This window comes from Pseudomonas acericola (SeqCode) (assembly GCF_053456465.1).
On the sequence record NZ_JBRFJB010000001.1, the window covers coordinates 610,545 to 633,251 of the forward strand.

A 22,707-nucleotide genomic window follows, 5' to 3' on the forward strand; every position below is an offset into this window, starting at 1 on the left:
CTCCGTTTCAGGCTTGCTGGGGGGCGGCGAAAGGCGCGTCCAAGGGGGCCGTGTCAAAGGTGCGCAGCAGTTCCACGAGGATCTGCGTCGCCGGCCCCAAGGGTTTGTCCTTGTTTGAGTACAGGAAGAACGTTGGGTGGCGGCTGCCGCCCTGTTCCAAGGGTAGCTGCTTGAGCACGCCTTCGGCGAGTTCGCGTTCGATCATGTGCCGGGGCAACCAGGCAAAGCCCAGGCCGCTGCCGACAAAGGCGGCGGCGGTGGCCAGGCTGCCGACGGTCCAGCGCTGTTCGGCGCCCAGCCAACCCACATCGCGCGGTTGCTGGCGGCCGGAGTCGCGGATCACCACCTGCATCTGGCTTTCCAGATCCTGGAAGCTCAATTCGCGATGCATGCGGTGCAAGGCATGTTCGGGGTGGGCCACGGCGACAAACTCGACGTCGCTCATTTCCGTGCCCAGGTAGCCGGGAATGCTGAAGCCGCAGATCGCCAGGTCGGCCACGCCTTCGATCAGCAACTCCTCAACGCCGGACAGCACCTCCTCGCGCAGGCGCACACGGCAACCACGGCTTTGCGGCATAAAGGCGGAGAGGGCGCGGACGAGGCGCGCATTCGGGTAGGCGGCGTCCACCACCAGGCGCACTTCGGCTTCCCAGCCTTGTTCCATATGGTGGGCGAGGTCTTCCAGTTGGCTGGCGTTTTTCACCAGCTGTCGCGAGCGGCGCAGCAGCACTTCACCGGCATCGGTGAGCACGGCCTTGCGCCCGTCGATGCGCAACAGCGGCACGCCAAGCTGGTCTTGCATGCGGGCCACGGTGTAGCTCACCGAGGACTGTGAACGGTGCAACGCTTCAGCCGCCTGGGCGAAGCCGCCATGGTCGACCACGGCTTGCAGCGTGCGCCATTGATCGAGGGTAACGCGGGGCGCTTTCAAGATGGGTTCCTCTTGTCCTAAGCTGGCGGTCCTTATTGGAGACTGCCGAATGAGAAAATTCTGTTGTGTGCTGCTGGCGCTGCTGCCGATGAGCGCGTTTGCCTACCCCATCGACGTGACAAAAAAGATCGACGGCGTGAGCATCGACTACACCGCCTCCGACGTGGACGGCGACATCAGCTCTATCCGCCTGAATAACTACGGCACCAACGATGCCGTGTGCTCGGTAACCTTCACCAACGGCCCGGAAGCGCCGCGCAATCGCAAGGTCACGGTGCCGGCGGGTAAAAGCACCAACACCACGGTCAAGTTCAACCGCGCCATTCTCAAGATGCGCATCGCCCTGGCGTGCAGCCCGAAGTGACCCGGCAGCGGAGCATGTCCATAGGAATACTCCGCTTATAAACAAATTTATAGATTGGTTATAGCAGTTTTTTGCGCTTTTTAATCGAATTGGCTCTGTTTAATCTCCACTCCATCGCCTTACAGCATTTTCCGATGGAGCCTACCCAGCCATGTCTAACGTTCTGATCATCGAAAGCAGCGCCCGTCAGCAGGATTCGATCTCCCGCCAACTGACTCAGCAGTTCATCAGCCAATGGCAGGCTGCCCATCCAGCGGACACGATTACCGTGCGCGATGTGGCGCTCAACCCGGTTCCCCACCTGGACGCCAACCTGCTCGGCGGCTGGATGAAACCTGCGGACCAGCGCAATGGCAACGAACAGGCCTCCCTCGACCGCTCCAACGAACTGACCGACGAATTGCTGGCCGCCGACGTGCTGGTCATGGCGGCGCCGATGTACAACTTCGCCATCCCCAGCACCCTGAAAGCCTGGCTGGACCACGTGCTGCGCGCCGGTGTGACCTTCAAGTACACAGCCACCGGCCCGCAGGGCTTACTCACCGGCAAGCGTGCCATTGTGCTGACCGCTCGCGGCGGTATTCATACCGGCGCCACGTCGGATCACCAGGAACCGTACCTGCGTCAGGTCATGGCCTTTATTGGCATCCACGACGTCACCTTCATTCATGCCGAAGGTGTGAACCTGAGCGGCGACTTCCAGGAAAAAGGCATTAACCACGCCAAGGCCTTGCTGGCACAGGTGGCGTGATCCGTTAATCGCCAGATAATCGCGCAATGTTTATCTAGCCCCACGCAAACCCTTCAAGTACGCGTATCGAACCTCCCTTTGCACTTTTTGCTCCTGAGTGCTCCTGCCCGACTGCCGCTTTAGCGAGGTCGGGTTTTTTTTGCCTTGAGTTTCTTCAACCGCCGAAAACCTTTAATGTCCCGCCCATTCGAAACGAGGCGCGCATGGGCTATCTACTGGTTGTCACCCTGATTCAGGCATTTTCCTTCAGCTTGATCGGCGAATACCTCGCCGGCCACGTCGACAGCTACTTCGCCGTGTTGGTGCGTGTGCTGCTGGCCGGGCTGGTGTTTATCCCGCTGACCCGCTGGCGCTCGGTGGAACCGGGGTTCATGCGCGGCATGCTGGTGATCGGCGCGCTGCAATTTGGCGTGACCTACGTATGCCTGTACCTGAGCTTTCGCGTGCTCACGGTGCCGGAGGTGCTGCTGTTCACCATCCTCACGCCGCTGCATGTGACCCTGATCGAAGACGCCCTCAATCGGCGCTTCAACCCGTGGGCGCTGGTCGCCGCACTGGTGGCGGTGGCGGGCGCGGCGGTGATTCGCTTCGACCAGATCACCCCGCACTTCCTCGGTGGCTTCCTGCTGCTGCAACTGGCCAACTTCACCTACGCCGCCGGGCAGGTGATGTACAAGCATTTGGTGAAGCGCTACCCGAGTGACCTGCCGCATTACCGGCGCTTTGGCTTCTTCTATGTGGGCGCAGTGCTGGTGGTGCTGCCGGCGTTCCTGCTGTTCGGCAAGGCCAACTTTTTGCCTGAAGCGCCGTTGCAATGGGGCGTGCTGGTGTTCCTTGGATTGGTCAGCACGGCGCTGGGCATGTACTGGTGGAACAAGGGCGCCTGCCTGGTGCAGGGCGGCACGTTGGCGGTGATGAACAACCTGCATGTGCCGGTGGGGTTGCTGCTGAACCTGCTGATCTGGAACCAGCATGAGCCGCTGGGGCGGTTGGCGTTGGGCGGGTTGGTGATTTTGGCGGCGGTGTGGATCAGTCGGTTGGGTGTGCGCAAGCAGCCCGTCCACCACTGAGCCCCCTGTTGGAGAGGGCTTGTGTGGGTGGTGTCAGGCCGATTTGTTTTCCAGCGTCGGCAAATGACTGGCGCCTAGTAAGGCCGGCAACATCCCTGCGCGCAAATCATTGCCACTCGGCTGCTGATACAGGCTCAGGCCAAACTCCGGCAACACCGCCAGCAGATAGTCAAAAATATCCCCTTGGATCCGCTCGTAATCCGCCCACGCCGTGGTGCGGGTAAAGCAGTAGATCTCCAGCGGCACGCCCTGGGCGGTGGTTTGCATCTGGCGCACCATGCAGGTCATGTTCGGCTGGATATCCGGGTGGCTTTTCAGGTAGGCCAGGGCGTAGGCGCGAAAGGTGCCGAGGTTGGTCATGCGCCGACGGTTGGCCGACAGTTGTGCGCTGTGGCCTTGGGCTTCGTTCCAGGCCTTGAGCTCGGCCTGCTTGCGCCCGATGTAGTCGGTGAGCAGGTGCACCTGGGTCATGCGCACTTCTTCATCGTCACGCAGGAAGCGCACGCCGCTGGCGTCGATAAACAGGCTGCGCTTGATCCGTCGCCCGCCTGATGCCTGCATGCCGCGCCAGTTCTTGAACGACTCGGACATCAGGCGCCAGGTAGGAATGGAGACGATGGTCTTGTCGAAGTTCTGCACCTTGACCGTGTGCAAGGTGATGTCCACCACGTCGCCATCGGCGCCGACCTGGGGCATTTCGATCCAGTCGCCGACCCGCAGCATGTCGTTGCTGGTCAGCTGCACACTGGCGACGAACGACAGCAGGGTGTCCTTGTACACCAACAGGATCACCGCCGACATCGCACCCAGACCCGACAGCAGCAACAGTGGCGAACGGTCGATCAGGGTGGCGACGATGATGATTGCGCCAAACACGTACAAGACCATCTTCGCCAACTGCACATAGCCCTTGATCGAGCGGGTGCGGGCGTGTTCGGTGCGGGCGTAGATGTCCAGCAGGGCGTTGAGCAGGGCACTCATGGCCAGCATCAGGAACAGGATGCTGATCGCCAGGGCCACGTTGCCGATGAACAGGATTGCGGTCTTGCTCAGGTCCGGCACCAGGTACAGGCCGAACTGGATCACCAGCGATGGCGTCATTTGCGCCAGGCGGTGGAAGACTTTGTTGTGCCGCAGGTCATTGAGCCAGTGCAGCGCCGGCTGGCGGCCGAGCAATTTGATCGTGTGCAGGATCAGGTAGCGCGCCACCCGTCCGAGCAACAGCGCCACCAGCAGCAGCACCACAAAGCCGAGGCTGGCGTGCAGCAGCGGGTGTTCATCGAGGGCGCCCCAAAGGTCTTGGACGTTGAGCCAGAGCTGTTTGATATCCATGGGTGAAACCGATTCTTCTGTAGGACAAGACGGGGCGATTAGAGCATTGAAGTGCTACAAAGTTGGCCTCACAGACAAAAGTGCTCACAAAAAAGCAGCTGATTAGCACCGTTCGCGTAAAGAAACTCGGTTTGGACGCCCGAAACCGGTACCCTATGCCGCTGATATTTTGTATTTCTTCGAGGTAGCACCCGTGTTTTCCCAATTCGCCCTGCACGAACGCCTGCTCAAAGCCGTGGCCGAGCTTAAATTTGTCGAGCCAACGCCTGTGCAAGCAGCGGCCATCCCGCTCGCGCTCGAAGGGCGTGACCTGCGGGTGACAGCTCAAACCGGTAGCGGCAAGACCGCCGCTTTTGTCCTGCCGGTGCTGAACCGCCTGATCGGCCCGGCCAAGGTTCGCGTCAGCATCAAGACCCTGATCCTGCTGCCAACCCGCGAGCTGGCGCAGCAGACCCTGAAGGAAGTGGAGCGTTTCTCCCAGTTCACTTTCATCAAGTCCGGCATCATCACCGGCGGTGAAGACTTCAAGGTCCAGGCCGCCATGCTGCGCAAGGTGCCGGATATCCTGATCGGTACTCCGGGCCGCATGATCGAGCAACTCAACGCCGGCAACCTTGACCTCAAGGAAGTCGAAGTGCTGGTGCTGGACGAAGCCGACCGCATGCTCGACATGGGCTTTGCCGACGACGTGCAGCGCCTGGTGGCCGAGTGCGTCAATCGCCAGCAGACCATGCTGTTCTCCGCCACCACCGGCGGTTCGACCCTGCGCGAGATGGTCGCCAAGGTCCTGAACAACCCTGAGCACTTGCAGGTCAACAACGTCAGCGACCTGAACGCCACCACGCGTCAGCAGATCGTCACCGCCGACCACAACGTGCACAAAGAGCAGATCCTCAACTGGCTGTTGGCCAACGAGACCTATCAGAAGGCCATCGTGTTCACCAACACCCGTGCCGCCGCCGACCGTATCTACGGCCGCCTGGTTGCCCAGGAATACAAGGCGTTCGTGCTGCACGGCGAGAAAGACCAGAAGGACCGCAAGCTGGCCATCGACCGCCTCAAGGCCGGCGGCGTGAAAATCCTCGTGGCTACCGACGTTGCCGCCCGTGGCCTCGACGTGGATGGCCTGGACCTGGTGATCAACTTCGACATGCCCCGCAGCGGCGACGAATACGTACACCGTATCGGCCGTACCGGGCGTGCCGGCAACGATGGCCTGGCCATCTCGCTGATCTGCCACGGCGACTGGAACCTGATGTCGAGCATCGAGCGCTACCTCAAGCAGTCGTTCGAGCGCCGCACCATCAAGGAAGTCAAAGGCACCTACACCGGGCCGAAGAAGGTCAAGGCGTCGGGCAAGGCTGTTGGCGTGAAGAAGAAAAAGACCGACGCCAAGGGCGACAAGAAGAAAACCGGCGCCAAGTCGCCGACCAAGCGCAAGATCGCCAACCGGCCGAAGACCGACAACCTGTCGCTCGTCAGCAAGGACGGCATGGCCCCGCTCAAGCGCCGCAAGCCAGAAGCACCAGCCGCCGAGTAAGGTTGGGCTGATGTGAAAAAAACCGGACAATTGTCCGGTTTTTTTATGCGCGCTGATCGTTCCCACGCTCCGCGTGGGAATGCCTCCAAGGACGCTCCGTGTCCAGCCTCTGGCTTCAATTCTTGGCTTTGGCCGCCGCTTCCTTGAGTTCCTTGAGCCGGGCGTCGATCAGTTGGCACTTGTCAGGAAACTCTGCACTTTCCGTATCCAAGTCCATCTTCTGCAACTCGTCGTTCATTTCCTTGGCCTTGGTCGCGTTCTGTTCGGTCAGCTTGGCCACTTCCTGTCCCAGTTGCTCGCGCTTCGCCGTGGCCTCTTCCGGCGTACAGGCCCAGGCGGGCAGGGCGGTCAGCAAGGTGGCCGCGATGGCCAGGTTCATCAGGGTTTTCATGGGTGGACCTCCTTGGCAGGGATATCCCAGTGGAGGTCGCCGCCGCCTGGAAAGTTCATAAAAGTGACGCCCGGCACCCGCTACGGTGCCAGGCGAACCTGTCAGATCGGTAATCTGGCGCTAAGGTGGCTGACAGCCGGCCACCCCTAATCTGCTGCCATTCCCCTGACGGACGTGAATCGGCATGCATTCCACACCCTCCAGACGCACCTTTGTCAAAGGCCTCGCCGCCGGCGGCCTGCTGGGCGGGCTCGGGCTTTGGCGCAGCCCGGTCTGGGCCTTGACCAGCCCCGGCCAGCCCACCGTGCTGGCGGGCAGCGAATTTGACCTGTTTATCGACCAGACCCCGGTCAACCTCACCGGCCGCAACCGTACGGCGTTGACCATCAACGGCAGCCTGCCCGGCCCGCTGCTGCGCTGGCGCGAAGGCGACACCGTGACCCTGCGCGTGAAAAACCGCCTGGCCGAGCCCACGTCGATCCACTGGCACGGCATTTTGCTGCCCTCGACCATGGACGGCGTGCCCGGCCTGAGCTTCAAGGGCATCGAGCCGGGCGAGGTGTTTGTCTACCAGTTCACCCTCAAGCAGCACGGCACCTACTGGTATCACAGCCATTCCGGGTTCCAGGAACAGCAAGGTGTATATGGCCCGCTGGTGATCGATCCGAAAGAGCCCGAGCCCTTCAGCTACCAGCGTGACTACGTGGTGATGTTGTCGGATTGGACGGATGAAGACCCCGTCGCACTGATGAAGACCCTGAAAAAACAGTCCGATTACTACAACCTGCACAAACCCACCGTGGGCGACTTTGTGCGCGATGTGGGGGCGAAGGGCTGGTCAGCCACGGCCGCCGACCGCCTGATGTGGGCGCAGATGAAGATGAACCCCACCGACCTGGCGGACGTCAGCGGCGAGACCTACACCTATCTGCTCAACGGCCAGCCGCCCGAGCGCAACTGGACGGGGTTGTTCGCGGTGGGGGAGACGATTCGCCTGCGTTTTATCAACGGCTCGGCGATGAGCTATTTCGATGTGCGCATCCCCGGGCTGAAAATGACCGTGGTGGCCGCCGATGGTCAGTCGGTCAAGCCGGTCAGCGTCGATGAGTTGCGCATTGCCGTAGCAGAGACGTTTGACGTGCTGGTCGAACCCACGGCGCCGGCCTACACGTTGTTTGCCCAGGCGATGGACCGCAGCGGCTTTGCCCGTGGCACGTTGGCCCGGCAGGCCGGCTTGACTGCGCCAGTCCCGGCCGTCGATCCGCGCCCCTGGATCACCATGGACGACATGGGCATGGGCGGCATGGACCACGGTGCCATGGCGGATATGGAAGGCATGGATCACAGCGCCATGGCGATGCAAAGTCATCCGGCCAGCGAGCAGGACAATCCGCTGGTGGACATGCAAGCCATGAGCCCGGTGCCCAAGCTCGACGACCCCGGCATCGGCCTGCGCAACAATGGCCGGCGCGTCCTCACCTACGCCGACCTGCGCAGCACCTTCGAAGACCCTGACGGCCGCGACCCCGGTCGCACCATCGAGCTGCACCTCACCGGGCATATGGAGAAGTTCGCCTGGTCATTCAATGGGGTGAAGTTCTCCGCTGCCGAGCCGTTGCAACTGACTTACGGTGAGCGGGTGCGGTTGGTGTTGGTCAACGACACCATGATGAGCCACCCGATCCACCTGCACGGCCTGTGGAGCGACCTGGAAGACGAGAACGGCCAGTTCCAGGTGCGCAAGCACACCATCGACATGCCGCCCGGCTCTCGGCGCAGCTACCGCGTGACCGCCGATGCCCTGGGTCGCTGGGCCTATCACTGCCACCTGCTGTACCACATGGAAATGGGCATGTTCCGTGAGGTGCGCGTGCATGAATAAGGACCTGAGGATGAGCCATCGTGTGGTGCCTGTCGTCATCGCGCTGGTGTGCGGCCCGCTGGCGCTGGCGGATGAATTTCAAAGCATGGGCGCGGCGACACCGGCACCCACCGAGAGCCGTACGCCGATCCCGGTGCTGACCGATGCCGATCGCGCGGCGGTGTACAACGCGCCCGGCGGGCACATGGTGCATGACAGTGGCGTCAATTCGATGCTGTTGATCAACCAGTTGGAGTGGCAGGGCGGCGGCGGTGACGGTGCGCTGAGTTGGGATATGAAGGGCTGGCTCGGCGGCGACATCGACCGCCTGTGGCTGCGCACTGAGGGCGAGCGCAGCGCCGGCCGCACACAAAGCGCTGAGACCCAGGCCCTGTGGGGGCATGCCATCAGCCCGTGGTGGGACCTGGTCGGCGGCGTGCGTCAGGACTTCAAGCCGGGTGATGGGCAGACCTGGGCTGCCTTCGGCGCGCAGGGCATGGCGCTCTATAACTTCGAGGCCGAAGCGACGCTGTTTGTCGGCGAAGCCGGGCGCACCGCCGCACGGTTGGAGGGTGACTACGACATCCTGCTGACCAACCGGCTGATCCTGCAACCGACCGCCGAACTCAACTTCTACGGGCGCAATGACCCGCAGCGCGGCATCGGTTCCGGCCTGGCCGACAGTGAGGTCGGTTTGCGCTTGCGCTACGAGGTGCGCCGCGAGTTTGCGCCCTACGTGGGTTTCACCTGGCATCGCAGCTATGGCCAGACCGCGCAATACGCCCGCGATGAAGGCGAAGACGCCAGCCAATGGCGCTGGGTCGCGGGTGTGCGCCTGTGGTTCTGACGTTTCACTCTTCCTATAACCCGCCGCTATGAGCGGCTTGGAGCCTTGCATGTCGATGTTGAAAACCGCGCTGGTGGGCGCTGCGTTGCTCACCAGCCTTTCGGTCACCGCCCATCCCAAACTGCTCTCATCCGTTCCGGCTGCGGGTGCCCAGGGCCCTGCGCCCGCAGTGATTGAACTGCACTTCTCGGAAAACCTGCTGACGCAGTTTTCCGGCGCCAAGCTGACCATGACCGGCATGCAGGGCATGGCCCACGCGCCGATGCCGGTGAAGGCCAGCGTCGCTGCCAGTACTGACCCCAAAGTGATGCTGATCAAGCCCGCTCAAGCACTGACGGCCGGCACCTATCAGGTGGACTGGCGTGCCGTGTCGTCCGATACGCACCCGATCCTCGGCAATGTGGTGTTCAGCGTCCAGCCATGAGTGAACTGATCCCGGTGTTGCTGCGCTTTGCGCTGTATTCGGACTTGATGCTGGTGTTTGGCCTGGGGTTGTTTGGCTTCTATGCCGAGCGCCGACTGTTGAGTGTGCAGCGCTTGCTACGCGTGCTGGCCGGCCTGGGGGTGCTGTTTTCGGTGTTGTCGATGCTGTCCATGACCCAGGCCATGAGCGGCGCCGAGGATTGGCCGACGTTGTGGGCGCACCTGCACATGATGCTGGGGCAGACCGAACTGGGCTGGACGTGGTGGTTGCGCGTGGTGGCGCTGGTGTTGGTAGTGCTGGATACGCGGCTGGCCACGCTGTGTGGCGGTGTCGCGCTGGTCACGCTGGCGTGGACCGGGCATGGCGTGATGCACGAAGGCACCTTGCGGCTCTGGCATGTGCTCAGCGACAGCGCGCACCTGCTGGCGGCGGCGGGTTGGGTCGGCGCACTGGCGGCGTTCGGGCTGTTGCTGGTGAGTCGGTCGTTGCCCCAGGCCGAGCGTGTGCAGGCGCTGGCGCGCACGTTGGCAGGATTTGGGCGTATTGGCAGCGGGTTTGTGGGGGTGTTGATGGTCACCGGTGTGGCCAATTATCTATTTGTCGTCGGGCCGAACCTGGATGGCCTCACGGGTGGGCTCTATGGGCTGCTGCTGTGCCTCAAGTTGGGATTGTTCGGCCTGATGCTGGGGTTGGCGGTACTCAATCGTTCGCACTTGGCGCCGTCGCTGCAACGGTCCCTGGCGGCGGGCGAATATGGGGCGGCGCTCAAGGCGCTGCGCCGAAGCATTGCCCTGGAGTGGGTGGCGGTGGTGGTGATCCTGGGTCTGGTGGCGTGGCTGGGCACCTTGGCGCCCACTTAGGACGGCGTGCTTTTGAGGCATTTAAGCGCCTGGAAATCGCTGCGTACCTTGTCGATTTTCTGGGTGAGTTTCTGGCGTTGCGCCGGGGTGCTTTCGGCCAACAGATCGACAATCAGGCTGCGCGCGGCGGTTTCCGTTTGTGCGTAGGCGCTGCGGTATTGCGGGGTCCACAGGCTTTCGCGGTCCACCAGCAGTTGCTCGATTTTCTGTGGGAAGTCGGCGTCGTGGCGTTGTTGCACGGCCGCGATGAAGTGCGCCTGCCAACGGGCGCGGTTGCCGACCCAGGCCTGGTTCTGTTCGCCCAGCGCGACGGACCAGGCGTCGACCCGACTCTGCTGGCTGGTGCTGAGCGGACCGATCCAGGCGTCCAGGCGCTTGCTCATGCGTTCGGCGCGTTCCTGGATCTGCTTGGCCAATGGCGGCTTGAGGTATTCGTCCTGGCGCTTGCGCAGGTCCTTGGCCAGGGCGTTGTTCATGTCTTGTACCTGCTGATCGTCGAGGCCTTGCAGCAGTTCGATGGCCGACGGCGTGATTTGCCGGGCGATTTCGTCGATCGCCTGCTTGGCTTCGGCGGTGCGGGCTTGCAGTGCGGCGTCGCTGACCTGGCGGTTATCGGCCATCTGTTGCAGGCGGTCCAGCCAGTCGAGGTAGCCCGGCAGTTGGGTGGTGCAGTGCCAGGCCAGGTGCGTCTTGAGGTTGTCGTTGAACCAACTTTTCTGCCCGGCGTTCATTTCCAGGTAGTCGCCGAGGGTCCAGGGGATGATCACATCCAGGTTGCGATAGGCCAGGCCGACGCGGTTGCAGCCACCGAGCACCAGGCTGAGGGCCAGCAATACCAGCAGGAATTTGAGCCGACGCAGCATGGGCGAGTCCTTGCGCAGAGGAGGTGTGTGCATGTGAACCTGCGCGGGGCGCGACAGTTCAGCCCATCAATAAAACGACCGCGCGGCCTTCAACGTCAACAGGCCATCGCATTGCGAGTTGTGTCCAGAGTAGGCCGAGCAATCGCCGCCGCTGAGGCTGGAGTCGCTGTAGATCAGGTTCAGGTCAACGCCCATCCACGCCCGCGAGAATTGCACCGACCAATCGCTGAAGCTGCGGATGGAGCCCCCTTCGACGGCGACCGGGCTGCCCAACTGATGAGTGGTGTACTTCATGCTGACGCCGATGCCGAAGGGTTGCGTGCCGCCGAGGTCGGCAAACAGGGTGCTGTCCTGGCGGTCCGGGTCATTGCTGAAGGACGCGCCGAAGCGGTTGCCCAGCAGGTTCAGGCCGCCGTAGAACTCCTGGCTGTCGAGTGGGCTGAGCTTGGGGTAGCTGTAGTGGATCAGGCCGACTTCGTAGCCCAGGGTCTGGTCGAAGGGATGTTTAAAACCCATGTAGGAATCGACTTCGAGGGTGCTGTCCGGCGACAGGCCCATGCTGGGTGAGAACTGGCCGAAATACAGGCCGCTGTCGTGGCTCAGGTCGAGCCCACCATGGAATGAATCGCTGCCCGGCGAGGTGGGTTTGACCAGGCCCTGGGCCATGCTGCGGCTGGGCGTGGTGCCCAACTTCAAGTCGAAGTCGCCCCATTCGCGCTGAAAGATCTGCGCTTCGGCAAGGGGGCTGGCGACCAGGGCCGTGAGCAGGAAAATGCAGGGTTTGAACATGCGTCACTCCATGAAAAGCGAGGAGCAGTAACAGAAAAAGTCGGGAAGATGCCCGTGCTAGACGTGTGCAAGCATACCGGCGAATGCCTGGGGTTGAGCCCCGTTCGTCGATTGGTGCGAGATTGGATATGTCGGGAGGTTGTTGCGAGCTCTAGTCCTAGCGCCTTGATGGCAAGGCGCTTAGGGACCAGGTGTGTTGCGCGATATTACTTCTTGCCCAGGCTGATCTGCTTGGACGGGCCGAAAGTCTGGCCGCTCACGCCCTTGGCAATTTGCTGGATTTCGCCGCCGGACTTGAGGAAAGCAGCAATCTGGCTGTTGATCGATTCGCTGGTTTCAACGGCGGGAGCTGGCTTTGCTTTGCTGTTGGATGCTTTTACGCGCATGGCGGCCACTAACCTGTAGAAAATTAACTTGGCCAGGCATCGTACAGGAAATACTTGACAATTGCTTGGCAAATATCCCCCAGGAATAAGCGCTGCGTCTGGAAATAAGCAAAGTTTATCTTTGAAATAAGCCTCTAACTTACTGTTTTAAATCGAAACCACGCGCCTGGATGCGGCGTGCGTAGCAGTAAATTCGAGCCGATTGATCAGACGAGCGGGGCGGGGCCATCAGCTTGCCACGCCAGCCCGCGATTTTTCAGGGGCGCGCGCGTGGCGGGCGCAACTCGGGTAGAATGCCGCCCACGTAATGAGGGTATTGAAAAATGGCTTTGGTCGGTCGCTACAACAGCTTGCAAGTGGTTAAACACACTAACTTCGGTTTGTACCTGGACGGCGCGCAAGACGGTGAAATCCTCTTGCCCAACCGGTATATCCCCAAAGATATTCCCAGTGAAGATGAAGACTGGCTGAACGTTTTCATTTATCTGGACAGCGATGACAAACTTATCGCCACGACTGAAAAGCCGAAAGTTCAAGTGGGCGAGTTTGCCAGTTTGAAAGTGGTGGAAGTCAACAGTATCGGTGTATTCCTCGATTGGGGTTTGCCCAAGGACCTGTTGCTGCCGTATTCGGAAGAAAAGCGCCAGATGACCGCTGGTGAATATTGCGTGGTGCACGTCTACCTCGACAAGCACACCAAGCGCATCACCGCGACCGCGCGCCTGGATCGCTACCTGGACAAGACCCCGGCTAATTACCAGGTGGGCCAGGAAGTCAATCTGCTGGTGGCCGAAGCCACCGACATGGGCTTCAAGGCAATCATCAACAACAAGCACTGGGGCTTGATCCACAAGAACGAAGTGTTCAAGTTCCTGCGCCCGGGCAAGGAAGAGAAAGGCTTCATCAAAGAGATCCGCGCCGATGGCAACATCAGCCTGAGCCTGCAGCCAGTGGGCCAGGAAGCGGCTTCCAGCCTGAACTCGAAGATCCTCGCCAAGTTGCGTGAAAACAACGGCAGCCTGCCGGTCAGCGACAAGAGCGACCCGGCAGTGATCAGCAACTTGTTCGGCGTGAGCAAGGGCAACTTCAAGAAGGCCATCGGTGCCCTCTACAAGCAGGGCCAGATCGTGATTCATGCGGATCGCATTGAACTAAGCTGATCGCGCTTTGCTCTTCTGTAGGCGCCAGCCGGCGCCTACAGAGGTTGTTTCAATGTCCAGAAAACCCATCTTCGCCTACCTCGGCACCTTGCTCGCCTTTCTGGTCCTCGACGGCCTCTGGCTCGGCGTCCTCATGGGGCCGACCTACAAAAACCTGCTTGGCCCGCTGATGCTTGATCAGCCGCGCCTGCTTCCCGCCATCCTGTTTTACTTGCTCTATGCCCTCGGTTGCCTGGTCTTCGTGGTCTTGCCCAGCTTTAGTTGGCAGCGCGCGGCGCGTCTGGGCGCCTTGTTGGGCCTGGTGGCCTATGGCACCTATGACTTGAGCAACTGGGCCACGCTGCACGGCTGGTCTGCCGGGTTGGCCTTGATGGATATGGCCTGGGGCACCTGCCTGACGGCGGCTTGCTGCACGGTTGGATATTTATGTGCACATCGGGTGCGGTAATGATTGTGTACAGGATTTTCATGCACCGTTGCTGAGCGACACCCAGCTCTCAAACCCTGACTCTTGCCTTTGGAGCGCCGTTCCAAGGGGATTGTGTGCCATTGGCACGCATTCTGCTGACTGCTTCGTATACAAACCATGCCGCCTACCGTATGCATACCGCTACGGCAGCGCAGGCCGGTATGACGAGGAGCCCAGCGATGACCGAACAATTGCCCAAAGGCTACAGCCCACGCCTGTACAACCAGGACCTGGGCCCACTGCCACAAAAGTGGACCTGGTACAACATCTTCGCCTTCTGGATGAGCGATGTGCACAGCGTCGGCGGCTACGTGTTTGCCGCCAGCCTGTTCGCGTTGGGGCTGGCCAGTTGGCAGGTGTTGATCGCCTTGCTTGCCGGTATCTGCATCGTGCAGTTGATCGCCAACCTGGTGGCCAAGCCGAGCCAGCAAGCCGCCGTGCCGTATCCGGTGATTTGCCGGCTGGCGTTTGGGGTGTTCGGCGCGAATATTCCCGCAGTGATTCGCGGCCTGATCGCCGTGGCCTGGTATGGGATTCAGACCTATCTGGCTTCCAGCGCGCTGATCATCGTGGTGCTGCGCTTTTTCCCACAGATGGCGGTTTACGCAGAACCGCATTTCGCGGGCCTGTCCTACCTCGGCTGGTTCGGCTTCCTCAGCCTATGGGTGTTGCAAGCGGCGGTGTTCTGGGCGGGTATGGATTCCATCCGGCGTTTTATCGATTGGGCGGGGCCGGTGGTGTATGCGGTCATGTTTGCCCTGGCCGGTTGGATCGTGTGGAAAGCCGGCTGGGCGAATATCAGCTTTACCCTGTCGGAAAAATCACTGTCTGGCTGGCAGGCGTTCGGCCAGGTGATTGTTGCGACGGCGCTGGTGGTGTCTTACTTCTCCGGGCCGACGCTGAACTTCGGTGATTTCAGCCGCTATTGCCGCAGCATGCACGACGTGCGGCGCGGCAATTTCTGGGGGCTGCCGGTGAATTTCCTGGCGTTCTCGCTGGTCACGGTGGTGATCGTTTCGGGCACCTTGCCGGTGTTTGGCGAAATGCTCCACGACCCGATTGCCACCGTGTCGCGCATCGACAACAGCATGGCTGTGCTGCTCGGTGCCTTCGCCTTTGTGACCGCCACCATTGGCATCAATATTGTCGCCAACTTTGTGTCCCCGGCGTTTGATTTCGCCAACGTCGCCCCCAGCAAGATCAGCTGGCGCGCTGGCGGCATGATCGCCGCCGTGGCGTCGATCTTCATCACCCCGTGGAACCTGTTCAACAACCCGCTGATGATCCACTACACCCTGGACATCCTCGCTGCGTTTATCGGGCCATTGTTCGGCATCCTGCTGGTGGATTTCTACCTGATCAAAAAGCAGAAGATCGACGTGGACGCGTTGTTCGACGACAGCCCCAGCGGGCGCTATTACTTCGACGGCGGCGTGAACTGGACGGCGGTCAAGGCGCTGGTGCCGGCCACGTTGGTGGGCGTCGCGATCACCTTTACCCCGGCGTTGCAGGGCATGGCCAACTTCGCCTGGTTTACCGGGTGCTTCCTGGGTGGGCTGTTTTTCCTGGTGCTGGCACGAAGGGAACAGCTGCGCGTGCCCGTGCCGTTGGTTGCCGGCTGAGTACCAGACCCGCCAACAGCAGGCCGCACCCGGCGATCACCAATGCCGGGTGCAGGCCGCCGCTTAGATGACTGCTCACCGAGGCCAACAACGGCCCGCTCAACTGGCCGATGGCAAAGCTGGCGGTGAGCAACCCGGTGCTGCGCTGATAGCCGTTGGGGGCAATGTCCCGCAGGCGCGTCATCACCAACTGCATGCACGCCAGGAACGGCGCGCCACACAGCAGCACGCCCAGCGCCAGGCCCCAGGCATTGCCCAGTAGGCAGGCGAACACCCCAGCCGCTTGCAGCCACAACGTCGCCATCAACCAGCGACGCGTGGTATTTGGGTCCTTGCGGCGCAGGCTGGCGATAACCACCCCCAGCGCTGCCGCCAAGCCAAAGCACGGCCAGAACAGATCGGCCTGCCAGGCGCCTTTGAATTGCGCGTTGGCCATCTGCGACAGAAAGGTCGCCGGGATGATGTAGCCCAGGCCAAATAAAAAGTAGATCCATCCCAGGTGCGCAATGCTCTGATTGCTGCCCGCAGTGACGGTGGCCGCAGTCGTCGGTGCCGGCTGGGGAAGGAAGGGCAGGACCACCAACAGCATCACCAGCGCCACCGTCCCATAGACCAGCCATAAGGTGGCCGAGTCTTGCCCGAGCAGGTTAGACCCCAGTGCCAGCAACCCCGTGAGCAGAATCCCCAGCCCAGGTCCGGCAAATACCAGAGCGCCCAGGCGCGGACGTCCGGCGGCAAGCGCCAGCGGTTGGCTCAGGCTGGTGATCATCACCAACGCCCAGGCACTCGCGACGCCGGTCCCGAAGCGCAACAGCAGATGGGCCCAGAATCCATGGGCCCAGTAAGACGCCAAGGTCAGCAGCACACACAACCACAGCCCACCATAGAGCCGGCCGCGAGCGTGGTGATGGCTGCGGGCGAAGATCGAATCCACCGCCCCGACCAAATACCCCAGGTAATTGGCCGCAGCGATCAGGCCGGCACCGGTCAGGTCGATTTGCCCTTCGCTGAGCAAATGCGGCATTTGCGGGGTGAGGGCAAAGCGGCCAATACCCATGGCCATCATCAGGGCGATAAAGCTGGCGAGTAAACGAATCAGGGGCGACATGGGCTGTTTTCCTGCAGGTCAGCGAATGACTTTCAGGCTAAAGCGGATTGACTTTCTGTAAAATTGAATAATAGTGAGTAACTTGTTCAGTTTTGGAGAAAGGTATGGAGTTCAGTCAATTGCGCATTTTCCAAGCGGTGGCGGAAGAGGGCTCCATCACCCGCGCGGCAGAGCGTCTGCATCGTGTGCCGTCGAACCTGTCGACCCGGCTCAAGCAGATGGAGGAACAGCTCGGCGTTGAGTTGTTCGTACGCGAACGCCAGCGCTTGCAGCTTTCTCCGGCGGGCAAAGTGTTGTTGGACTACAGCACGCGGCTGCTGGCTTTGCATGACGAAGCCCATGGCGCAGTGCAGGGCGGGCAACCGGCGGGCGATTTTGTGCTGGGCAGTATGTACAGCACGGGAGCGGTTCATTTGCCCAAGCTGCTGGCGCGCTATCACAAGGCGTATCCGATGGTGAACCTTCAGGTGCAATCGGCGCCCAGCGGCGAGTTGCTCGAAGGGTTGATTACCGGTCGCCTGGATGCTGCTTTTGTGGACGGCCCGATCACCATCGCCACCCTGGATGGCGTGCCGTTGTGTGAAGAGCGACTGGTGCTGATCTGCGAAGCCGATCACCCACCGGTGCATGGGCCGCAGGACGTTGCGGGGCGTTCGGTGTTCACGTTCCGACGCAGCTGCGCCTATCGCGCACGGCTGGAGACGTGGTTTTCCCACGAGCGTGTGGCGATGGGGCGCGCCATCGAGATTGAGTCCTATCAGGGCATGCTCGCGTGTGTGATCGCCGGTTCCGGGGTGGCGCTGATGTCTGAGTCCATGCTCGACAGCCTGCCCGGAAAGGACAGCGTGTCCGTTCATCCGCTGACAGGGCCTTTTGCCACTGCCACCACCTGGCTGATGTGGCGAAAGGGTATGCTCGGCGCTAACCTCAACGCATGGATCGACTTGCAGCAAGCGGGCAAGGCCGAAGTCCTGCAAGACACACGGGCGATTGCTTGAGCGATCCGTCAGGATTCAGATCAATTCAGTAATAGTTCGTTGTGGTTTCGTCCATGCAATACGTAGGACTTAGGGCTACTATCACTGTAGGAAAGGGCGACAGAATTTGCGCCTGCCAGCATTACCCTCAAAGGGGGCAACCATGAAAGAGAAAATTCAAAACTGGCTCCATGACCTCGGTGTTGCACTGGGCCTGATCGAGCCGCCGATGCAGCCGGTGCCGATCCGTACCGATGACGAGCAGCGTCGGCCACGTCGCCGGTAATTTTGGGTCAAAGCGGGATTAAACATGTGGGAGCGGGCTTGCCCGCGATAGCGGTGAACCAGCGACATCTTCGTCGGCTGACACTCCGCAATCGCGGGCAAGCCCGCTCCCACAGTTGTTTTTGTGCCAGGCAAAAAAACGGGCACGACATCCGACGTCGTGCCCGCTGAAGAAACCGCTCTAAACCCTGTAATGCATCAAACCGCGTTAGCCGCCACCGCCTCAGGCTTGCGCGACAACACACTCACCAGCACAAAACTCACCAACCCAACCGCCAGGCTGTAGTAGATCGGCGTGTTCGCATCCAACCCATCCTTGATCATGAATGCCAACGCTGTGACAAAGCCCAGCGCCATCGAGGTGATTGCCCCGGACGTGGTCGCGCGCTTCCAGAAGATCGCGCCGATCAGTGGGATCAGCATGCCGCCCACCAGAAGGTTGTAGGCCAGGGTCAGCGCGCTGATGACGTCGTTCACCACCAGGGCGATGCCCAGTACGGCGATGCCGGTCAGCATTGTGAACAGGCGGTTGATCGCCAGGCTCGACTGCTTGCCGCCACGCAGGCGTGGCAGCAGGTCTTCGGTCAGTACGGTGGAGGCCGCGAGCAATCCGGCGCTGGCGGTAGACATCATCGCGGCCAGTGCCGCTGCAATCACCAGGCCACGGATGCCGTCTGGCAGCGAGACTTTTACGATCGCGGCAAACGCGTTGTTGACGTTGTCCAGGTCCGGGATCAGCACATGCGCAGCCATGCCGATCAACGCACAGGCCAGGCCGTAGAGGATGCAGTAGAACCCGGCGAACGTGCCGGCGTACTTGGCGACCTTTTCGTCACGGGCGGTGAACACCCGTTGCCAGATGTCCTGGCCGATCAGGATGCCGAAGAAGTAGATCATGAAGTAGGTAATGATCGTGTCCCAGCCAATCGCGGTGAAGCTGAAACTCGACGCCGGCAGCTTGGCCACCAGCTCATCCCAGCCGCCGACGCGGTACAGGCAGATCGGCAGCAGGATAAACATCAGGCCGACGGTCTTGATCACGAATTGCACGATGTCGGTGAGGGTCAGCGACCACATGCCGCCGATGGTCGAGTACACCACCACCACGCCGCCGCCGAGCAGCACCGAGATCCAGAACGGCAGGCCGAACAGCACTTGCAGCACGGTGCCGATGGCGAGGATCGAGGTCACGCCGATCATCAGCGCATAGGCCAGCATGATCACCGCACTGGCTTGGCGCGCCATGGGGTTGTAGCGTTTTTCGAGGACCTGGGTGACGGTGAAGATCTTCAGCTTCAACAGCGGCTTGGCCAGGAACAGGTTCAGCGCAATGATCCCCATGCCCAGCGCGGCGCACAGCCAGAAGCCCGAGATGCCGTGCACATACCCCAGGCGCACGGTGCCGACGGTGGACGCCCCGCCCAGCACCGTGGCGGCCATGGTGCCCATGTACAGGGTCGGGCCAAGGTTGCGGCCGGCCACCAGGTAGTCTTCATGGGTCTTGGCGCGGCGCATGCCGTAATAGCCGAGCACGAGCATGCCGGCGGCGTAGATGAGTACGACGAATAAATCCAAAGCCATGACGGCGGTTCTCCGATTGTCTTTTTATTGTGGTGAAGAGGCTTGTTGTGGCGAGGGAGCTTGCTCCCGCTCGACAGCGAAGCTGGAGCCGGCTTTTTTGGGGCCGCTACGCAGCCCAACGGGAGCAAGCTCCCTCGCCACAAAGGCGGGGCCATACACCGCAGCCGGCTCAGGAAAAACGCGCAGCAAGGTCAGGTACACCACCGACGCCAACCCCAACGTCACCGGCAAGCTGATATCAATGCCATCGGCCAAATTGCCCAACGGCCCGACAAATTGTCCCGGCAAGTTGACAAAGCACAGCCCCACCAACGCACTCGGTATCCACGCGCCCAGCCCGCGCCAGTTCCAGCCATGGCTGAACCAGTAGCGGCCGCCGGTTTCACCGCGGGTGAACACCTGCAAGTCATCCGGGCAGTAGAAGCCGCGGCGCACGATCAGGCCGATGATCATCATCACCATCCACGGCGTGGTGCAGGTGATGATCAGCACGGCGAAGGTCGAGACGCTCTGCACCAGGTTGGCGGCGAAACGTCCGATAAAGATGAAGGCAATCGACATCACCCCAATCAGCAACGTGGCCTTGACCCGCGACAGCAGGCGCGGGAACACGCTGGACATGTCCAACCCCGTGCCATACAGCGACGTGGTGCCGGTGGACATGCCGCCAATCACCGCGATCAGGCACACCGGCAGGAAGAACCAGCTCGGCGCCACCGCCAGCAAACCGCCGACGTAGTTGTTGGCCGCGATGTAGTCCGGTGCCTTGATCGCCACGATGGTCGCGGTGGCCAGGCCGAACAGGAACGGGATCAAGGTGGCGATCTGCGCCAGCACCACGGCCAGCATGATGCGCATCTTCGGCGTTTCACGCGGGATGTAGCGCGACCAGTCGCCGAGGAACGCACCGAAGGAAATCGGGTTGCTCATGGCCACCAGTGCCGCGCCGATGAAGGCTGCCCAGAAGCCGGTCTGGCCGAGGGCAACAGTGCCGGCGAAGTGGCTGTCGAAAGCCGGTGCGAAAGCAAAGATGCCCAGCAGGAACAGCAAGCTCGCCGCCCACACCGCGATGCGGTTGACCCACAGCATGAAGCGAAAGCCGTAGATGCAAACGGTCAGCACCAGAATCGCGAACACGCCGTAGGCCAGGCCCAGGGTCAGGTCGGTTTCCGGCAGGCCGATCAGGCGTTTCGCACCGCCCACCAGCGCATCGCCTGAACTCCACACCGACAGTGAGAAGAACGCAATCGCGGTCAGCAACGACAGAAACGAGCCGACAATCCGCCCGTGCACGCCGAAGTGCGCACCGGATGACACCGCATTGTTGGTGCCGTTGATCGGCCCGAACAGGCCCATGGGCGCCAGGATCAGCGCGCCCACCAGCACGCCCAGGACAATCGCCCAGACCCCGGCCTGGAACGACAGGCCGAACAGCACGGGAAAGGAACCCAGCACGGCGGTGGCAAAGGTATTGGCACCGCCGAAGATCAGGCGGAACAGATCCTTGGGGCCGGCGGTACGTTCGTGGTCCGGGATCTGTTCGACCCCGTTGGTTTCTATCTTGCGAATACTTTTATCGTTGTTTTTATTATTCATGATCAGCTCCGATCACATTGGCTAAGGGGGCGGCAGCCCTTCCGGCATAGCGGACAAATGTTCGTGACAGGCCAGCCACAGGCCTTCTTTTTGTTCTGTGCGAGATCCTTGCCGTTTGAAGACAATGGTCTCGCGTTCCTGGCTAAAAAATTGCTCCCCTTGCATGCGCAACTCGGTGGCCACGTCATGCATAAAAATCGCCATGTCACCTTGCAGGCTGACAAAGGCGTTGCTCGACGTGCACGACAGCACCTCGAACCCCTCGTCCCGGCGCCAGCTGTCCCACACTGCCTGGTAGGCATCGCGACTGAGCAGTGGCTGGGGCAGGGTGTAGAACACAAAGCTGGCGTCGGCCGTGAACGCGCCGAAGTAGGCGGCGCGGTCATTGCGGGCGAAGGCCGCCACCAGGTCGGCAGCGGCTTGCAGCACTTCGCGGGCGCTCATCAGCGATGCGCCACGCCAGGCAGTACGCAGAGCATCTCGTACAGCAGGTTGGCGCCGAGCAGCGAGGTGTTGCCGGTGGTGTCGTAAGGCGGCGAAACTTCTACCAAATCGCAACCAACCAAGTCGAGGCCCTGGCAGCCGCGAATGATCTCGATGGCCTGGATGGTGGTCAGCCCGCCGATTTCCGGGGTGCCGGTGCCGGGCGCCCAGGCGGGGTCGATGCCGTCGATGTCAAAACTCAGGTACACCGGGCCGCCGCCGACTTTTTCGCGCACTTCGGCCATCAACGGCGCGAGGGAGTGGTGCCAGCACTCTTCGGCCTGGACCACGCGAAACCCCTGTTTGCGGCTCCAGTTGAAGTCTTCGGCGGTATAGCCCTGGGCGCGCAGGCCGATTTGCACGACGCGGTCGCAATCGAGCAGGCCTTCTTCCACTGCACGGCGGAAGGTGGTGCCGTGGGCGATTTTCTCGCCGAACATATGGTCATTTACATCGGCGTGGGCATCGATGTGCACGAGGCCGACCTTGCCATGTTTCTTGTGGATCGCCCGCAGGATCGGCAGGGTAATAGTGTGGTCGCCGCCCAGGGTCATCGGGATCACATCGTGTTCGAGGATCTCGTCGTAGGCTTCTTCGATGATGCGCACGGCGTCGAGCAGGTTGAAGGTGTTGATCGCCACGTCGCCGATATCGGCTACCGACAGCGAGTCGAACGGTGCGGCGCCGGTGGCCATGTTGTACGGGCGGATCATCACCGATTCGGCGCGGATTTCACGCGGCCCGAAGCGGGTGCCGGCGCGCAGCGAGGTGCCGATGTCCAGGGGCACGCCGATAAAGGCAGCGTCCAGGCCCTTGGCCGATTGAAGGTGGGGGAGTCGCATCATGGTGGCGATGCCGGCAAAGCGCGGCATTTCGTTGCCGCCCAGTGGTTGGTGGAAAATCTTGTCCACGGGAGTGCCTCATCGTTGTTTTGTTTATTAGAGGCCGATTCTGCGAAATACCCCGTGGCGAAAGAATCGGCAGGGACAAATACTTAGTTCAGATTTTTCTAAACTA

The 22,707-nt window shown here is 61.4% G+C and carries 24 protein-coding genes; 13 read left to right on the forward strand and 11 right to left on the reverse strand.

Annotated features, from left to right (window positions below; genetic code table 11):
* Nucleotides 1-7 precede the first annotated feature (7 nt).
* Nucleotides 8-931 (reverse strand): PA3225 family LysR-type transcriptional regulator, encoded by a 924-nt coding sequence (locus tag ACU688_RS02825; protein WP_207041782.1) that lies wholly within the window; start codon nt 929-931, stop codon nt 8-10.
* A 49-nt stretch (nt 932-980) separates the two neighbouring features.
* Between ACU688_RS02825 and ACU688_RS02830 the strand changes: the two genes are divergently transcribed.
* The 3 genes from ACU688_RS02830 (at nt 981) to ACU688_RS02840 (ending at nt 3,116) form a co-directional block, all read left to right on the forward strand.
* Complete coding sequence (locus ACU688_RS02830) at nt 981-1,295, forward strand: 3-phosphoglycerate kinase (RefSeq protein ID WP_448183568.1); 315 nt, start codon at nt 981-983, stop codon at nt 1,293-1,295.
* A 151-nt stretch (nt 1,296-1,446) separates the two neighbouring features.
* Nucleotides 1,447-2,046 carry an FMN-dependent NADH-azoreductase gene (locus tag ACU688_RS02835; RefSeq protein ID WP_017735364.1) on the forward strand — a complete coding sequence of 200 codons (600 nt, stop codon included), beginning with the start codon at nt 1,447-1,449 and terminating at the stop codon, nt 2,044-2,046.
* 203 nt (nt 2,047-2,249) lie between these two features.
* Entirely contained in the window at nt 2,250-3,116 is an 867-nt protein-coding gene (locus tag ACU688_RS02840; protein WP_448183569.1) for a carboxylate/amino acid/amine transporter, read from the forward strand.
* Nucleotides 3,117-3,149: 33 nt separating this feature from the next.
* On the opposite strand, the gene ACU688_RS02845 is transcribed toward ACU688_RS02840, so the two are convergent.
* On the reverse strand, nt 3,150-4,448 hold the full coding sequence (locus ACU688_RS02845; RefSeq protein ID WP_448183570.1) for a mechanosensitive ion channel family protein: 1,299 nt from the start codon (nt 4,446-4,448) through the stop codon (nt 3,150-3,152).
* 193 nt (nt 4,449-4,641) lie between these two features.
* On the opposite strand from ACU688_RS02845, the gene ACU688_RS02850 reads away from it, so the two are divergent.
* Nucleotides 4,642-5,988, forward strand: a complete 1,347-nt coding sequence (locus ACU688_RS02850) for a DEAD/DEAH box helicase (protein WP_017735367.1) — start codon at nt 4,642-4,644, stop codon at nt 5,986-5,988.
* 115 nt (nt 5,989-6,103) lie between these two features.
* Here ACU688_RS02850 and ACU688_RS02855 read toward each other — a convergent pair whose 3' ends face one another.
* A complete protein-coding gene (locus ACU688_RS02855) occupies nt 6,104-6,379 on the reverse strand; it encodes a hypothetical protein (protein ID WP_448183571.1) in 276 nt (91 codons plus the stop codon).
* A gap of 184 nt (nt 6,380-6,563) precedes the next feature.
* Here ACU688_RS02855 and ACU688_RS02860 point away from each other — a divergent pair, with 184 nt between their 5' ends.
* From ACU688_RS02860 to copD, 4 genes are read left to right on the forward strand one after another with little or no spacing between them, the layout of a single operon-like run.
* On the forward strand, nt 6,564-8,261 hold the full coding sequence (locus ACU688_RS02860; protein WP_448183572.1) for a copper resistance system multicopper oxidase: 1,698 nt from the start codon (nt 6,564-6,566) through the stop codon (nt 8,259-8,261).
* A 10-nt stretch (nt 8,262-8,271) separates the two neighbouring features.
* Nucleotides 8,272-9,087 carry a copper resistance protein B gene (locus ACU688_RS02865; protein ID WP_448183573.1) on the forward strand — a complete coding sequence of 272 codons (816 nt, stop codon included), beginning with the start codon at nt 8,272-8,274 and terminating at the stop codon, nt 9,085-9,087.
* A 49-nt stretch (nt 9,088-9,136) separates the two neighbouring features.
* The gene (gene copC, locus ACU688_RS02870) at nt 9,137-9,511 is read left to right on the forward strand and encodes a copper homeostasis periplasmic binding protein CopC (protein WP_448183574.1); all 375 of its coding nucleotides are present in this window, start codon (nt 9,137-9,139) and stop codon (nt 9,509-9,511) included.
* A complete protein-coding gene (gene copD, locus ACU688_RS02875) occupies nt 9,508-10,371 on the forward strand; it encodes a copper homeostasis membrane protein CopD (protein ID WP_448183575.1) in 864 nt (287 codons plus the stop codon). Before copC ends, copD begins: the two co-directional genes overlap by 4 nt.
* On the opposite strand, the gene ACU688_RS02880 is transcribed toward copD, so the two are convergent.
* From ACU688_RS02880 to ACU688_RS02890, 3 genes are all read right to left on the reverse strand, one after another.
* Nucleotides 10,368-11,234, reverse strand: coding sequence for a DUF6279 family lipoprotein (locus ACU688_RS02880; protein WP_448183576.1), 867 nt, complete (start codon nt 11,232-11,234; stop codon nt 10,368-10,370). The genes copD and ACU688_RS02880 overlap by 4 nt on opposite strands.
* A 66-nt stretch (nt 11,235-11,300) precedes the next feature.
* A complete protein-coding gene (locus ACU688_RS02885) occupies nt 11,301-12,023 on the reverse strand; it encodes a TorF family putative porin (protein WP_448183577.1) in 723 nt (240 codons plus the stop codon).
* A 206-nt stretch (nt 12,024-12,229) separates the two neighbouring features.
* The gene (locus tag ACU688_RS02890; RefSeq protein WP_003193095.1) at nt 12,230-12,409 is read right to left on the reverse strand and encodes a PFL_1563 family small protein; all 180 of its coding nucleotides are present in this window, start codon (nt 12,407-12,409) and stop codon (nt 12,230-12,232) included.
* 323 nt (nt 12,410-12,732) lie between these two features.
* Between ACU688_RS02890 and ACU688_RS02895 the strand changes: the two genes are divergently transcribed.
* The 3 genes from ACU688_RS02895 to ACU688_RS02905 all read left to right on the forward strand — a co-directional run bounded on the left by ACU688_RS02895 (nt 12,733) and on the right by ACU688_RS02905 (nt 15,660).
* Nucleotides 12,733-13,569 carry a CvfB family protein gene (locus ACU688_RS02895; protein WP_017735376.1) on the forward strand — a complete coding sequence of 279 codons (837 nt, stop codon included), beginning with the start codon at nt 12,733-12,735 and terminating at the stop codon, nt 13,567-13,569.
* Between the two features lie 52 nt (nt 13,570-13,621).
* Nucleotides 13,622-14,017 carry a DUF2177 family protein gene (locus ACU688_RS02900; RefSeq protein WP_448183578.1) on the forward strand — a complete coding sequence of 132 codons (396 nt, stop codon included), beginning with the start codon at nt 13,622-13,624 and terminating at the stop codon, nt 14,015-14,017.
* Nucleotides 14,018-14,217: 200 nt separating this feature from the next.
* Nucleotides 14,218-15,660 (forward strand): NCS1 family nucleobase:cation symporter-1, encoded by a 1,443-nt coding sequence (locus tag ACU688_RS02905; protein WP_448183579.1) that lies wholly within the window; start codon nt 14,218-14,220, stop codon nt 15,658-15,660.
* On the opposite strand, the gene ACU688_RS02910 is transcribed toward ACU688_RS02905, so the two are convergent.
* A complete protein-coding gene (locus ACU688_RS02910; protein ID WP_448183580.1) occupies nt 15,572-16,768 on the reverse strand; it encodes a YbfB/YjiJ family MFS transporter in 1,197 nt (398 codons plus the stop codon). The two genes, ACU688_RS02905 and ACU688_RS02910, sit on opposite strands and share 89 nt — an antisense overlap.
* A gap of 104 nt (nt 16,769-16,872) precedes the next feature.
* Here ACU688_RS02910 and ptrR point away from each other — a divergent pair, with 104 nt between their 5' ends.
* Nucleotides 16,873-17,766: a putrescine utilization regulator PtrR gene (gene ptrR / locus ACU688_RS02915; protein ID WP_448183581.1), complete on the forward strand. Its 894-nt coding sequence runs from the start codon at nt 16,873-16,875 to the stop codon at nt 17,764-17,766.
* A gap of 142 nt (nt 17,767-17,908) precedes the next feature.
* Nucleotides 17,909-18,031: a PA1414 family protein gene (locus ACU688_RS02920; RefSeq protein ID WP_267464003.1), complete on the forward strand. Its 123-nt coding sequence runs from the start codon at nt 17,909-17,911 to the stop codon at nt 18,029-18,031.
* A gap of 197 nt (nt 18,032-18,228) precedes the next feature.
* Here the strand turns inward: ACU688_RS02920 and ACU688_RS02925 are convergent, their stop codons facing one another.
* From ACU688_RS02925 to speB, 4 genes are read right to left on the reverse strand one after another with little or no spacing between them, the layout of a single operon-like run.
* Nucleotides 18,229-19,611, reverse strand: coding sequence for a sodium:solute symporter family protein (locus ACU688_RS02925; protein WP_448183582.1), 1,383 nt, complete (start codon nt 19,609-19,611; stop codon nt 18,229-18,231).
* A 24-nt stretch (nt 19,612-19,635) separates the two neighbouring features.
* Nucleotides 19,636-21,207 (reverse strand): purine-cytosine permease family protein, encoded by a 1,572-nt coding sequence (locus ACU688_RS02930; RefSeq protein WP_448183583.1) that lies wholly within the window; start codon nt 21,205-21,207, stop codon nt 19,636-19,638.
* A gap of 21 nt (nt 21,208-21,228) precedes the next feature.
* The gene (locus ACU688_RS02935; protein WP_448183584.1) at nt 21,229-21,651 is read right to left on the reverse strand and encodes a YybH family protein; all 423 of its coding nucleotides are present in this window, start codon (nt 21,649-21,651) and stop codon (nt 21,229-21,231) included.
* Nucleotides 21,651-22,601: an agmatinase gene (gene speB, locus ACU688_RS02940; protein ID WP_065940607.1), complete on the reverse strand. Its 951-nt coding sequence runs from the start codon at nt 22,599-22,601 to the stop codon at nt 21,651-21,653. The genes ACU688_RS02935 and speB overlap by 1 nt, the downstream gene beginning before the upstream one ends.
* Nucleotides 22,602-22,707 lie beyond the last annotated feature (106 nt).